Source organism: Sphingorhabdus lutea, assembly GCF_001889025.1.
GTDB lineage: Bacteria > Pseudomonadota > Alphaproteobacteria > Sphingomonadales > Sphingomonadaceae > Sphingorhabdus_B > Sphingorhabdus_B lutea.
The window spans coordinates 300001-313651 of the sequence record NZ_CP018154.1 but is presented as its reverse complement, the minus strand read 5'-3'; the positions used below and the strand labels follow the sequence as shown (position 1 = coordinate 313651).

12 protein-coding genes and 1 tRNA gene (1 of these 13 cut by a window edge) are annotated in these 13651 nt (G+C 47.2%); 5 read left to right on the top strand and 8 right to left on the bottom strand.

Annotation, left to right across the window (positions count from 1 at the left end; all coding sequences use genetic code 11):
* Nucleotides 1–4 precede the first annotated feature (4 nt).
* Complete coding sequence (locus LPB140_RS01540; RefSeq protein ID WP_072558375.1) at nucleotides 5–664, bottom strand: hypothetical protein; 660 nt, start codon at nucleotides 662–664, stop codon at nucleotides 5–7.
* The gene (locus LPB140_RS01535; RefSeq protein ID WP_232223427.1) at nucleotides 658–963 is read right to left on the bottom strand and encodes a DUF3572 domain-containing protein; all 306 of its coding nucleotides are present in this window, start codon (nucleotides 961–963) and stop codon (nucleotides 658–660) included. The genes LPB140_RS01540 and LPB140_RS01535 overlap by 7 nt, the downstream gene beginning before the upstream one ends.
* Before the next feature lie 163 nt (nucleotides 964–1126).
* Between LPB140_RS01535 and LPB140_RS01530 the strand changes: the two genes are divergently transcribed.
* The 4 genes from LPB140_RS01530 (at nucleotide 1127) to LPB140_RS12265 (ending at nucleotide 5051) form a co-directional block, all read left to right on the top strand.
* A complete protein-coding gene (locus tag LPB140_RS01530) occupies nucleotides 1127–1495 on the top strand; it encodes a response regulator (protein ID WP_072558373.1) in 369 nt (122 codons plus the stop codon).
* The gene (pabB, locus tag LPB140_RS01525; RefSeq protein WP_072558372.1) at nucleotides 1488–3305 is read left to right on the top strand and encodes an aminodeoxychorismate synthase component I; all 1818 of its coding nucleotides are present in this window, start codon (nucleotides 1488–1490) and stop codon (nucleotides 3303–3305) included. Before LPB140_RS01530 ends, pabB begins: the two co-directional genes overlap by 8 nt.
* A gap of 112 nt (nucleotides 3306–3417) precedes the next feature.
* Nucleotides 3418–4620: a pyridoxal phosphate-dependent aminotransferase gene (locus tag LPB140_RS01520; RefSeq protein WP_072558371.1), complete on the top strand. Its 1203-nt coding sequence runs from the start codon at nucleotides 3418–3420 to the stop codon at nucleotides 4618–4620.
* Nucleotides 4621–4880: 260 nt separating this feature from the next.
* Nucleotides 4881–5051: a hypothetical protein gene (locus tag LPB140_RS12265; protein WP_156874093.1), complete on the top strand. Its 171-nt coding sequence runs from the start codon at nucleotides 4881–4883 to the stop codon at nucleotides 5049–5051.
* An 80-nt stretch (nucleotides 5052–5131) separates the two neighbouring features.
* Here LPB140_RS12265 and LPB140_RS01515 read toward each other — a convergent pair whose 3' ends face one another.
* From LPB140_RS01515 to LPB140_RS01495, 5 genes are all read right to left on the bottom strand, one after another.
* Entirely contained in the window at nucleotides 5132–7849 is a 2718-nt protein-coding gene (locus LPB140_RS01515) for a valine--tRNA ligase (RefSeq protein WP_072560105.1), read from the bottom strand.
* Nucleotides 7850–7928: 79 nt separating this feature from the next.
* Nucleotides 7929–10028: a dipeptidyl-peptidase 5 gene (locus LPB140_RS01510; protein ID WP_072558370.1), complete on the bottom strand. Its 2100-nt coding sequence runs from the start codon at nucleotides 10026–10028 to the stop codon at nucleotides 7929–7931.
* Between the two features lie 72 nt (nucleotides 10029–10100).
* Nucleotides 10101–10547, bottom strand: coding sequence for a DUF2497 domain-containing protein (locus tag LPB140_RS01505; protein WP_072558369.1), 447 nt, complete (start codon nucleotides 10545–10547; stop codon nucleotides 10101–10103).
* Nucleotides 10548–10612: 65 nt separating this feature from the next.
* Complete coding sequence (locus LPB140_RS01500) at nucleotides 10613–12082, bottom strand: TolC family outer membrane protein (RefSeq protein WP_072558368.1); 1470 nt, start codon at nucleotides 12080–12082, stop codon at nucleotides 10613–10615.
* A 41-nt stretch (nucleotides 12083–12123) separates the two neighbouring features.
* Entirely contained in the window at nucleotides 12124–12783 is a 660-nt protein-coding gene (locus tag LPB140_RS01495) for a protein-L-isoaspartate O-methyltransferase family protein (RefSeq protein WP_083549828.1), read from the bottom strand.
* A 288-nt stretch (nucleotides 12784–13071) separates the two neighbouring features.
* Between LPB140_RS01495 and LPB140_RS01490 the strand changes: the two genes are divergently transcribed.
* Nucleotides 13072–13145: transfer RNA gene (locus tag LPB140_RS01490), tRNA-Cys, on the top strand.
* A 69-nt stretch (nucleotides 13146–13214) separates the two neighbouring features.
* Here LPB140_RS01490 and LPB140_RS01485 read toward each other — a convergent pair.
* A protein-coding gene (locus tag LPB140_RS01485; protein WP_198024139.1) for a M20/M25/M40 family metallo-hydrolase crosses the window boundary here: on the bottom strand, nucleotides 13215–13651 show its 3' portion. Its footprint extends 853 nt past the window's final position; only the last 437 of its 1290 coding nucleotides appear in the window; its start codon lies off the right edge, out of view; it ends in the stop codon at nucleotides 13215–13217.

Genomic DNA, 13651 nt, shown 5'->3' with positions numbered 1-13651 from the left:
ATTCCTATTCTATTGCAAAGTTAATTTGTGGGGCAGGAATATTTTCCTGCAATTTTGCGGTGACCCATTTTTCGGCCTCCGCCCAAATATCAATACGTTCATGGGCATGATCCGCAGCTTTTACATGCGGGGCAAGCATGGGTTCGCCCACAAAATGCAGCCGCCAAATACCGTCTATTTCCTTGGCAACAGATTCATGATGTTGCGGTAAATCGTCAATAAACACCGCGCTAGATGGTTTATATTCATCAATGATACGCGCCAATGCTGCGCCCTTGCCACCTTGATTAGTATATACAGGATGGTGCAAGCCAAAATTGGCCAATTGCTCGGCCCGTGATGTGGCGCGGTGATCCTTTAAATTGGTTAAGATAACAATATCACAAAATTCGGCCATATTGCCAAATGCCTCTATTGCGCCGGAAATGGGCATTTGACTATGCATTTGACCGTCAAAAAAACCGTCCAGTTTTTCCCATATTTGCTGTGGCTCTAGTGGGATATTACCATTTTTATATTTTAATGCATTGGCAAAATCGCTGCCCTGCATGTCGAAAATAATATCATATTCTTTGTCCAACCACGCCGCAAATGGCGCCACCATATGCAGGATAACCTCGTCACAATCGCTAATCAATAGGGGGCGGCCCGATGGGTTTAACATATATATCCTTCTTCATTTTTGCTGCCGTCCAATATGTGGCGGGCGGATACCAAGTCCATGGGGTTTATTCCCATATGTTCTGCACAGGCGATAAGGTCTGGTTCATAATTTTCCAAGAAATTTATAACCGCAGCCAGATTTGATGGGTCTGCTATGGCGCTGCGCAGGCTGTCTGCGCTATGTCCGGTCATGGCCAAAAAACGTTCCGCGCGCGGCGTGTCCGACATTATCCACGCCAAAGCCTGTAGGGCGATTAAATCGGGAGTCATTCTATCGGGCCTATTTTCCCTAATCATCATTTTTGTCCAAATATTTTAGATTTTTTATCATAAAGGATGCTTTCGCCCAGCATATAAGAATATAACAGCATATAAGAATATATAATATGAATATCAGCATATCAAAATGGATATGGCGCGTTCATACATTGCATGATGGTAAAGCAGCGAATAAAGGCAGTCTATGGTTAAAAAAATTATGATCGTCGAGGATAATGAACTGAACCTCAAATTATTCACAGATTTACTGCGCAATCATGGTTTTGATGTTGCCGCGGTAAAGGATGGCCGCGAGGTGATGGCCGCGTTAAAGGATTTCATGCCCGATATGGCGGTGATGGACATACAATTACCGCATATTAGCGGGCTGGAATTAATTGGTTTGATGAAGGCGGATGAGGCATTGCGGCATATTCCCGTTTTGGCGGTGACCGCCTATGCCGGGACGGGCGATGCAGACCGCATTATCAATGCAGGCGCGGCGGCATATTTATCAAAACCCGTGCCCGTCATGAAATTTTTAGAAGCGGTTCAATCCACCATCAATGGATAGGAAAATAAACAATATTGCCGCATTAAGCGGGCCGTTTATTTTATTGGACGATGCACGGGCGTCTGGCGCTGCGCCTTCGCGATTATATATCAATCCCATTGATATTTTGACCACCCATCATCCCGCGGAATTGCCCGATATTTTTGCGTCGATGGAGACATATAAGCAACAGGGAAAATATGCCGCGGGTTTTATCAGCTATGAGGCCGGATTGGCGATGGAGGGGCGCACTTTACCCAAATTGCCCTTGCCAGATAATTTAACCCAGCCGCTTTTATGGTTTGCGATTTTTGATGATTTTGAAACATTTAACAGCGAAGAAATTGCAACTATATTGCCCAGCAATAAGGGCGCAATTTTGGGCGACATGCAGCCACAAATTGAACAGGCGGAATATCAACTTAATTTTGAAAAACTAATCCAATATATCAATAATGGCGATATATATCAGGCAAATTACACCTTTGCCAATTTGGCCACATTAACCGGATCGCCCCTATCGCTTTATGCCGCATTACGCCCGCGGGCAAGGGCGGGATATGGCGGGATTATTTGGACCGGCAGCCAATGGCATTTATCATTTTCGCCTGAATTATTTTTCTCGGTTAAATCGGGTAAAATAACCACGCGCCCCATGAAGGGCACAGCGCCGCGCCATCATAATCCGGTGGAGGATAAAAAATTGGCACATATTTTGGCCCATGATGAAAAACAACGCGCCGAAAATTTGATGATTGTGGATTTATTACGCAACGACATATCGCGCATTTGCGTGGCGGGCAGCGTGCGCGCGGATAAATTATTCCATGTGGAAAGCTATCCCACTGTGCATCAAATGACATCGACCATAGAGGGTGAATTAAAAGGCAATGTTGATTTTGCCCGTATATTGCGGGCCATTTATCCCTGTGGTTCAATTACCGGTGCGCCCAAAATTCGCGCAATGGAAATAATTGATGAATTGGAAATATCGCCGCGCGGCATTTATTGCGGGTCAATTGGCCGATTGGACCCGGATGGCGATATGGCTTTTAATGTTGCAATCCGCACCATAAGTTTGGCAAAGACAGATAAGCCGCAAATCTGGGCCGCAAATTTGGGTCTGGGTTCGGGGATAGTGGCTGATTCATTGGGGGAAAATGAATGGCGCGAATGTTTGTTAAAGGGGGAGTTTACCAAAATCGATAAACATGCTGTTGATTTAATCGAAACAATGCGATTTGACCCCGCGCATGGAATATTGCGTTTGGAGGCGCATTTGGCGCGTTTGAAAAATAGCGCGTCAGATTTAAAATTTATGTTTGACCGGCATGAGGCGCGCAACATGTTGCATGCCGCGACTTTTCACATCGAACATATATCAAAGGTGCGATTATTATTATCGCATAGCGGCGCAATGTCGATTGCCATTTCCCCAATTAAAGATGGGACAGACAGGGAATTGCGCGTCATTATATGTCCCATGACCCTTTCCTCAGATGATTATAGATTGCGGTATAAATGCACCGACCGTGCATTTTATGATGAACCGCGCCGTGCGGCTTCACATGTAGATGAGGTGATATTTTGTGATGATAATGGAAATTTAACAGAAGGCAGCTTTACCAATATATTTGTGCCAGATGGCAAAGATGGCTTTATTACCCCACCATTAAAGCACGGATTACAGCCAGGAATTTTGCGCGCCGAAATGATTGATGAAGGCATTGCTGTGGAGGGCGATATTACCGCCCAATCATTATCAGACGGGTTTTTTGTTGGAAACAGCATGCGTGGATTAATGCGTGCCCGTATAATATTGGTAAAATAATCTTATATCATAAAGCTTCGCTCTTGCGAAATTTCTGTTCAGGCTCTAGGGGCATTACGACATTTATAGTTTATTTTATCTTTCATTATTTGCGTTAATTTAGGACCTCCTCATGACCAATACATCCGCCGCATTAAACCGAATTGCACCATCCGCCACTTTGGCAATGTCAGCAAAGGTGATTGATTTAAAGGCACAGGGCGTGGATGTTATTGGCCTGTCCGCGGGCGAGCCGGATTTTGACACACCCGATTTTGTTAAAGACGCCGCGATTCAGGCGATTCGTGATGGCGACACAAATTACACAAATGTGGACGGCACTGCCGCGTTAAAGGCGGCAATTGCGGCAAAATTCAAACGCGATAATGGTTTGGAATATGCCGCCAATCAAATCACCGTCAATGCGGGCGGCAAGCATACTTTGTTTAATGCATTATGCGCCACTGTTGATGCAGGGGATGAGGTGATTATTCCCGCGCCCTATTGGGTTAGCTATCCCGATATTGTGCAATTTGCGGGCGGCACACCGGTATTTATTTTGGCCAGCGCGGACCAAAATTATAAAATCACGCCCGAACAATTGGAGGCGGCAATTACACCAAAAACCCGCTGGCTTATCCTAAATTCACCATCCAACCCCACGGGCGCAGCATATAGTGGTGAGGAATTGGCCGCATTGGGAGAGGTGTTGCGCGCGCATCCGCATGTGTTAATTTTAACCGACGATATGTATGAACATATTTGGTATGCGGATTTCCCCTTTGCTACCATCGCGCAAATCTGTCCTGATTTATATGACCGCACATTAACGATGAGCGGTGCGTCAAAGGCATATGCCATGACCGGATGGCGCATTGGATATGCGGGCGGGCCTGTTTGGTTGATTAAGGCAATGGCCAAATTGCAATCGCAATCGACCAGCAACCCCTGTTCAATCAGCCAAGCCGCGACCGTTGCCGCGCTTAACGGGCCGCAGGATTTCTTAAAAGAACGTAATGCAAAGTTTAAGGAGCGCCGCGATTTGGTGGTGGCAATGTTAAACGACGCGCCAGGCTTAAAATGTCCCGTGCCAGAGGGTGCTTTTTATGTGTATCCTGATGCCAGCGAGTTGATGGGTAAGAAAACACCAGCGGGCAATGTCATCGAAAATGATGAACAGTTGATTGAATATTTCCTTACCGAAGCAAAGGTAGCTGCAGTGCATGGCGGCGCATTTGGCCTGTCCCCTGGTTTTCGGATCAGCTATGCGACGTCAACCGACATATTAAAAGAAGCGTGCAAACGGATACAACATGCCTGTGCGGCGTTAAGCTGAATCAGTTTTATCGCCCCATTCATGCTTAATCGGGCATAAATTTGCATGATCATACAAAAACCAAAATTTGCATGATCATACAAAATATGTTCAAATGAAGATATTTTGCGACAGGATGATTTGACTTTCTGTCGTTCATTCACCATTTGGCAATGAATATTGGCGCATTAAGGGGACAAGGCAATTGTAACCTTTTATGGACAATATCCGAAAATATATAAAATCAATAATAATTAACATAAAGCCAATAGAGTCTCCCGATGAACAGCATGATTAAAATGATCAAATTTGTCCGCAGCGATTTATTCATCAGCATTAGCGCGGGATTCGCGCTTGGCATGGCGGGATTATTTTTAACGCAGCCCGCCCATGCCGACCAATCGGCACATAATAAGGTGGAACGTTCATTGGTCGTGGATCAGGGCAAATAAACTTGCCGCAACCTATTTTTCACAAATAAAAAGGGCAGCGAATATATCGCCGCCCTTATTTTTTTATCAAATAAAGGGAATTATCCCAAACGCGCCAATGCAGTTTTCAGACTTTCTGCTTCGGCTGCTTTTTCGGCCAAATCGCTTCTTGCCTTTTCCACCGCTTCGGGTTTTGCGCGTTCGACAAAATTGGCATTGTTTAACCGGCCCTGTAATGCACCTGTTTCTTTTTCCACTGCCTCCAATGCCTTGGATAGGCGGGCCTTTTCCGCCGCAATGTCAATCACCCCGTCCAATGGAACGACAAAGGTCACCCCATCAACGGGAATTTGCATCGAAGGACCATCAGGCGCGGCGGTAAAGTGGATTGCCTCCAACCTGCTAACGCGGTCTAATGTCGGCAATTGGCCAGTAATTCGGCCCTGCAATGCGGCATCAGCATCGGCGATATAGGCGGTTAATTTCGCGCCCGGCGCAATACCCAGCTCGGCCTTTGCGCCGCGCATTTCGGTGGTTAATTTAATCAACCATTCGACCTCTGCCTTTGCTGCATCGTCAATTTTTGCATTGGGGGCGGGCCATTTTGCAATAATCAGGTCGTAATTGCGCGGGCTATCGCCTGCCAGTTTATGCCATAATTCCTCGGTAATAAAGGGCATGAACGGGTGCAACATCACCAAAATTTGGTCAAGAACCCATCCGGCAACCATGCGGGTTTCATCTGCGGCGGATATATCCTCACCCTGTAATAATGGCTTGGTCAATTCCAAATACCAATCACAGAAATTATCCCACACAAAATGATAAATTGCATTGGCCGCGGCATCAAAACGCAGATCAGCCAGCGCCTTGTCCAGTACCTGTTGGCATTGCGTTACCTCGCCAATAATCCACCGATTAACCGCCAAATTGGCGGCAGGCGCGGATAATGTATCGGACGCGCCAATGCCATTTGATTGGGCAAATCGCGCTGCATTCCATAATTTGGTGGCGAAATTGCGATATCCCTCCACCCTTTTATCGTCCATTTTAATGTCGCGGCCTTGGCTTTCCATCGCGGCCATAAAGAATCGCAGCGCATCGGCGCCATATTGATCAATCAGACCAAGCGGATCGACCACATTGCCCTTTGATTTTGACATTTTCTGGCCATCGGCCGCGCGGACAAGGCCGTGCAGATATAATTTCTTCCACGGGGCTTTGCCGGTTTGCTGTATCCCCTGCATTATCATCCGCGCGTCCCAAAAGAACAGGATGTCAAAGCCGGAAATCAGCAGATCATTGGGATAATGCTTATCATATAAGGGCGCATTTTCACTGGGCCAGCCCAATGTGCCAAAAGGCCATAATGCGCTGGAGAACCAAGTGTCGAGCACGTCTGAATCGCGGGTTAATTTTACGTCATTCCCAGCTTTTTCTTGTGCTTCTTCCTCGCTATTCGCGACATAAAAATCACCATTTTCATCATACCATGCGGGAATTTGATGTCCCCACCAAAGCTGGCGTGACACGCACCATGGTTGGATATTTTCCATCCAATTAAAATAGGTTTTTTCCCAACTTTTGGGCACAATTTCAATTGCGCCGGACTTTACCGCCTCAATTGCTGGCTTGGCCAATGTTTTGGCATCAACATACCATTGATCGGTCAGCCATGGTTCAATCACCACCCCGCCACGGTCGCCATAGGGGGTTTGGATGGTGCGTGGTTCGGCATCATGTTCATTGCCGTCCTTATCCAGATGGGCGATTAAATGGCCAGATGCCTTTAACGCTGCGACAACCGCTTTACGCGCGGCAAAGCGTTCAACGCCAATATATTCATCTGGAATTAAATCATCTGCGGTTTGACAGACATGGGCGTCACCGTCCAACATATTTAACATATCGGCAGGGGCGAATCCGGCCCTTTTGCCGACCTCAAAATCGTTAAAATCATGCCCCGGGGTAATTTTTACCGCGCCGCTGCCCAATTCGGGATCGGCATGTTCGTCCGCGACAATGGGGATGAGCCGTCCCGTAAGGGGCAGGATGACATGCTTACCAATCACGCTTTGATAACGGGGGTCTTCGGGGTTTACCGCCACCGCCATATCGGCCAACATGGTTTCGGGGCGTGTTGTTGCCACCTCAATATAATCTTGTCCATTATCCAATGTAACATCATCGGCCAATGGATATTTGAAATGCCAGAAATTACCCTGAATTTCGCGTGTTTCAACTTCCAAATCGGAAATGGCGGTTTTTAATTTTGGGTCCCAATTAACCAGCCTTTTGTCGCGGTAAATCAAACCATCATTATATAAATCGACAAAAACCTTAATCACGGCCTTGGAAAAATGGGGGTCCATGGTAAATTGTTCACGCGACCAATCCATGGAACAACCAAGTCGGCGCAGCTGGGTGGTAATTGTGCCGCCGCTTTCCTCTTTCCACTGCCACACCTTTTCAATAAAGCCGTCGCGGTCATAATTGGCGCGTTTATCACCCTGCGCCTCCATTTTGCGTTCGACCACCATTTGGGTGGCAATGCCCGCATGGTCCGTGCCAACCACCCATAATGCATCCTTGCCACGCAGCCGTTCATAACGGATCATTATATCCTGCAGCGTATTGTCCAACGCATGGCCGATATGCAGGCTTCCGGTCACATTTGGCGGTGGATTGACAATGGTATAGGGCGCGGCATTGGGCCGTTCGGGACGAAATAACCCCTGCTCCTCCCAATGGCCATACCAATTATTTTCAATGGTGGCGGGATCAAAATTTTTGTCGATGGTATTTTTGTCAATAGTCATAAATATGCCTTTGCCAGCATATCGACCCGTGGACAAGAGGGAAGGGCGGGGACAAACGCCCCCGCCGTCAATTTTTGGCTTATTTTGCTTTTTTCAAATGGCTGTCCAACCAATTAAAGACATTATTATGCCATTGGATGGAGTTATTGGGTTTGTTAATCCAATGATTCTCATCTGGGAAGATAAGCAATTTTGATTCAATCCCCTGACGTTGCAGCACGGTAAAGGCAGCCAGACTTTGACTATAGGGGATACGGAAATCTTTCTCACCATGAATGACCAAAGTGGGGGTTTTCCATTTGGTGATATGGTTGACCGGATTCCATTTTTCGGCATCGGTCCTGCTCCACCATGGGCCGCCATGGTCCCATTCATCAAACCATAATTCCTCAGTCTCCATCGACATGGCGCGTAAATCAAACACACCGGCATGGGTGACAAGGCATTTGAAACCGTCATTCCAATTGCCCGCAATCCAATTCATCATATATCCGCCATAGGATGCGCCCAGCGCACAAGCATTGGTGATATCCGCCTGTGGATCAATTTTTCCGGCGGCGGCAAGGCCCAATTTCAAATCCTCCAATGGTTTGCCGCCCCAATCCTTGTTAATCGAATCGGTAAATGCCTGTCCATATCCGGTACTGCCATGGAAATCGACGGTGACAACAGCATATCCTTGGCTGGCGATAACGCGCGGATTCCACCGATATGACCAGCTATTGCCAAAGCTGCCTTGCGGCCCGCCATGCACCACAAATGCAACAGGCAAAGGTCCTTTTACATTGGCGGGTTTGATAATCATGCCAAATACTTGATCACCATTTGCACCGGCAAAATCGAATTTTTGTTGCACAACGGGGTTTAACTCGGCCAATTGACCGGCATTTACATCGGTAATTTTGCGCGATTTACCTGCGGCATCCATGATGTAAAGGTCTGACGGCATCAACACAGTGTTCATCGAATATAATATCGACCCGTCGGTTAAGGGGGTCACATCATTAACATTGCCATCGCCGGTTAAACGCGTGACCTTGCCCGATAAATCGACGCGGAACATGGGATGTTCCAATGTGTCGCCAGCGGTGACCAGCAAGCTTTGGCTGTCCGGCGCCCATGCAATTGAACCCACACTGCGGTCCCAATTTTCGGTCAATGCTTTGCGCGTCCCATCAACGGGATTTAATAACATTAAGGTGAGTTTATCGCTTTCATATCCTGCTCGCGCCATGGCGGCATATGCCAACCATTTGCCATCGGGCGATGATATGGGCATTGTATCGGTGGCTTCATTATCAATGGTCAAATTGACCAAATCTTCGCCGGTGGAGGCGTTATTGCCATAAATATCCAAATTGGTGGATAGCGGCTCATTCGCATCGGCCTTTCGCGCGGCAAATAACACGCCATTGCCAGATGGTGTCCATGCAATTTCTTCGCCGCCGCCAAATGGTTTGCTGGGCGCATCGCCAATTAAACGGCCCTCTCCCTTGCCATCCATGGCCACGCCATCGCCGGAAACTTTGCCATCGACCATGTCAAAAGTGAAAATGCGGCTATAATTGCCCGGCGTTTCCCAACTATCCCAATGGCGCACAAAATTTTGCGTATATTCGCGCCCTGTGCCGGGGCCGGGGGTGGCGGTGTTACCATCATCTTTACAACCAAATGTTGGACATTCGCGGCCAATGTCACCCCATAGGGCAATTTTATCACCCTTGTGCGCTAATTTGAAACCGGCAATATCGGTGGCCAAATTGCTTGCCTGCGTGGATGTTTGGCTGTCCATGTCATAATAATATAATTGGTCCGAACCGCCTTCATTGCTTATATAATAAAGCAATTTGCCGTCAGATGAAAATGCAGGGCTATGTTCGTTAAATTCGGGTTTTGATGCAATTTTTACTGGTTCTTGTTCGGCAATATTTAATTGAACAAGATATAAATCGGTGCGGCCTTTATTTGCCGTTAAATCGGTTTCGCGAAGTTGATAGACAACATATTCCCCATTGGGGGAGACGGTCGGGCTGCCTATTCTTTTCAACGTGGCCAAATCCACTTCGGTCATGGCGCGGGGTGATGCATCAGCGCTTTTGGCAAAAGCAGGCTGAACCAATATCATGGATGTGGCGGCAAATAATGTCGCGGCGAATTGCTTTTTGAATAGATGTTTCATGGCGCAATATTATCACGACATTTTGCCGCGACAAGCATTAGTTGCACCTGAAATTAAATAGAATAATTGCTTTTATCCCTTGCGGGTAATGCGCGCAATTTCCTTGGCAACCATCGCCTCAACCATGTCGGGCAAATTATCATCAAGCCATTGTTTCAAAACGGGTTTTAACATTTCTCTGACCATGCCCTCCAATGATGTCTCGCCCGATCGCACGATTTGCGGGCTGACCCCTGGTTCAGCCAATGTGGCCAATGCGGACAGGCTATGGCGCAGGCTTTGTGCCTTGGCATTGTCGATTAAACCTGCATCATCGTCAAATTGCCCATCCAAAGGCGCGGTCATATGGGGCATATCATGATCATCAACGGCATTATCGGCGGATAATTCCAACACATCGCGCGCGGCCCGATCGCGCGTTCTGGTGCGCAGGCCATCATCCTGTGCAATGATTTTTTTGATAGAGGATAATATTTCATTGACGGTCGGCTCACCGTTTTTGCCATCATTTTGTGCCATTATGAATGCCCCTATATCCAATAATCTCGCGCCATGAATCGGACTGATAAAAACCGAATCTATGGTTAACGACGACTATAGTCAGGAAATGCTTCTATGTCAGCACTTTGTGCATTGCTATTGGTTGTGCGGGTCGCCTTTGGCTGCGTGGACGGCACGCTGGACCAATCATTCCATTGATTCTTAACATCATTATAATTGGCAACCGGATCATATAATGGCCCGCCATCAATGCCCAAATCACGCGCCTCTGCACGGCCCATGGCGGCAAGAAGGGTAAATCCGGCGACATAATTATTACGCCGTGCGGCGATTAACTGTGATTTTGCGGCAACCAATTCCTGTTCGGCATTTAATATATCCAAAATAGTTCTATTGCCGACGCTATTTTCAATCCGCACCCCTTCAAGTGACAACTGGCTGGCTTCCACGGCGCGTTGCGATGCCATAATCACTTGTTGAGTCGCACGCCAGCTTGAAAAGGCGGCACGGGTTTGGGCGATAACTTCGCGTTCGGCGGCGATTTCTAATTCTTGGGCCTGGCTGATTCGCGCCTGTGCCTGACGAATTTGGGCCGATGGCGCGCCGCCTTGATAAATGGGAATGGTCGCCCGAATTCCAATACTATTATCAAATGTGGCATTGGGGCTGAATGCTGATGCCTGTGTTGATAGGGAGTTTAAGGCGTTATTATATCGGCTTTGACTAAATGCGCTTACCGTGGGAAGGCGGCCTGCCTCTGCGGCTTTGCGGTCATAACGCGATGCCTCCACCTGTTCTTTGGCTGCGATTAAGTCGGGATTATGTTCCACTGCAATATCCACGGCCATATCTGCTGATTCGGGCAAATTGGGTAAAGGCGGCGGCGCTTCCAAATCTCCTGGTTCATTGCCAACCAATTGGATATAAATTTCTTTACTGCGAATTAAATTGGCCCGCGCGGTTTCCAAATTGGCCAGGGCAAGGCTGTATCTGGATTCGGATTGCGCCACATCGGTGCGCGTTACATCGCCAATTTCAAAACGATCCTTTGTCGCTTCTAAATTCACTTGTAAAGTTCCGGCTTGTGCGCGATTTAACTCGACAATTGCTTCATCGCGAATAACATCCATATATGCCCCGACAACGGCGGAAAATATGGCGCTTTCTGTGCCGCGCAGGCTGGCAAATCCTGCCTCGACCCTGTTTTCTGCGCCGCGAACGGCATTTTTAACCGCGCCGCCCTGATATAAAGGAACGCTGACTGATCCCACAGCGGAAAAGCTGCGTGCCTGTGCAAATGCGCCGCCGCTGGTCACGACATTTTCGGTAAATGTCGGTTGAATTGACGCACTTGGTCGGCCACTTGAACGGGCCAAGGGGACATTTTCATTCAATGCCTCTTGTCCAGCACGCGCTGCGGTTAAATTTGGATTGCTATCATAGGCGCTTTGCAATGCCTGTTGCAGGGTTTCTGCATGAATGGGCAAGGTTAGGGCCGCAGCAGTTAAAATAAAAGCACTGCCCCAAAGCTGAGATTTTATGTTTAACGCCATCGACAAAGTCCTTGTTTTAAATGCAAAAAATATATTATTTATTAAAATGTAAATCCTGCTGGTTCGGATAATGCGTCAATAAATGGCATGTAAGCAGGGTCTTTGGGTACTAATTTTACTTGGCCGCCAGCCTTTATCCCCACACATAAAGATGTGGTCGCGCCATCATCATTACCGCAAATAAATTTGCCGCCATCTTTTAATAAAGCCGCCAATGCCTCGGGCGCTTTTTGCGCAACAGCATCTAATAAAATAACGTCATATTCACCAAAATCGGCATTTTTATCATGCGGGCCGGTGGTCCAATCGCCGTCAACAAATGTGATATTGTCAAATCCGGATAAATTATCCTTTGCCCGTGCCAATAAATCAGCATCAGGTTCAATGAAGTGGAGATTAAATATTTGTGGGGCGATTAATGCCGCCACATATCCGGAGCCGCCGCCGATGATTAAAATTTTCTCGCCTCCGCTGGGCGCGATTCGTGTCAAAATTTGTCCCGCAACAATGGGGGGCGCCATCATTCGGTCGCCGGAAACTTTTAACGGACGGTCCATATATGCAAATTCACGCTGCGCTTCGCCGACAAATTCCTCGCGGGGTAATTTTGACATGGCATCTAAAATCCATGGCGTGTTCACATCACAAGTCCGTAATTGGCTGTTCACCATGGCGGTGCGCATTTGTTTATAATTCATCATCGTCACTGTAATTTCTTCACTTTTTGATCAAAAACTTTAATTTCCAGCTTATTTCACTTATATCATGACATAAAGCTATATGTTCTTTAGCGGCGCATTCATTTTTGGCCAAGTATGATTTGGACCAATTGCCGATTCATTATGGCAAACAACATATTTGCATCATTTATGCACCAAAAAATGCTGATATTGCGCTATATTCATTAAATCAAATTTCTTGATTGCCAATTGCGACTTGCGCCGCTAAATACCGGCCAACCACGGATTATATATCTTATGCCGACGGATGGCCCGATGGCGGAGTGGTGACGTAGCGGATTGCAAATCCGTGCACGCCGGTTCGATTCCGGCTCGGGCCTCCATTTTCTCATACTTTGAATAAATTTAATCTATTTTTGCCGCAACAGGCAAATTATCTGTTATTTTTCAATTTAATATTGGGCATTGGCGGCGGCGATAATGCTGTCATATCCCGCGACAAAGCCTTTTAACAATGGCTCTTTTTCTACATTTAAATATTCCTCTGCGCTATGCGCACGGCCGCCCCCTGCGCCCACCCCAATGGTAACGGCTGCAATATTCATGGCTATGGCAATATTGGAATCAGTTGATGACGCATTATATTGCGGCACATAACCATGTGCGGATAGGCTGTTGCCGATGGCCATAATCATGCCATTTGTTAATGGAATTGACCCTGCGGGCCGATCGCCAATTAAAATTATTTCAACCGATACCTTACCCAAAGAAGTGTCGCGTGCGGCATTTTCTGCCAAAATTGCGCCTTCTAAATCCTTAAATACACGTTCTTCTAATTGTTTTAATTCTTCTGGACCGGATGATCGCATATCAATTTCCAATGCGATGC

Bases quoted from the DNA above. Each gene is read 5' to 3' on its own strand.
- LPB140_RS01540 (WP_072558375.1), bottom strand. From the start codon at position 664: ATGTTAAACCCATCGGGCCGCCCCCTATTGATTAGCGATTGTGACGAG.
- LPB140_RS01535 (WP_232223427.1), bottom strand. From the start codon at position 963: ATGATGATTAGGGAAAATAGGCCCGATAGAATGACTCCCGATTTAATC.
- LPB140_RS01530 (WP_072558373.1), top strand. From the start codon at position 1,127: ATGGTTAAAAAAATTATGATCGTCGAGGATAATGAACTGAACCTCAAA.
- pabB (WP_072558372.1), top strand. From the start codon at position 1,488: ATGGATAGGAAAATAAACAATATTGCCGCATTAAGCGGGCCGTTTATT.
- LPB140_RS01520 (WP_072558371.1), top strand. From the start codon at position 3,418: ATGACCAATACATCCGCCGCATTAAACCGAATTGCACCATCCGCCACT.
- LPB140_RS12265 (WP_156874093.1), top strand. From the start codon at position 4,881: ATGAACAGCATGATTAAAATGATCAAATTTGTCCGCAGCGATTTATTC.
- LPB140_RS01515 (WP_072560105.1), bottom strand. From the start codon at position 7,849: ATGACTATTGACAAAAATACCATCGACAAAAATTTTGATCCCGCCACC.
- LPB140_RS01510 (WP_072558370.1), bottom strand. From the start codon at position 10,028: ATGAAACATCTATTCAAAAAGCAATTCGCCGCGACATTATTTGCCGCC.
- LPB140_RS01505 (WP_072558369.1), bottom strand. From the start codon at position 10,547: ATGGCACAAAATGATGGCAAAAACGGTGAGCCGACCGTCAATGAAATA.
- LPB140_RS01500 (WP_072558368.1), bottom strand. From the start codon at position 12,082: ATGGCGTTAAACATAAAATCTCAGCTTTGGGGCAGTGCTTTTATTTTA.
- LPB140_RS01495 (WP_083549828.1), bottom strand. From the start codon at position 12,783: ATGATGAATTATAAACAAATGCGCACCGCCATGGTGAACAGCCAATTA.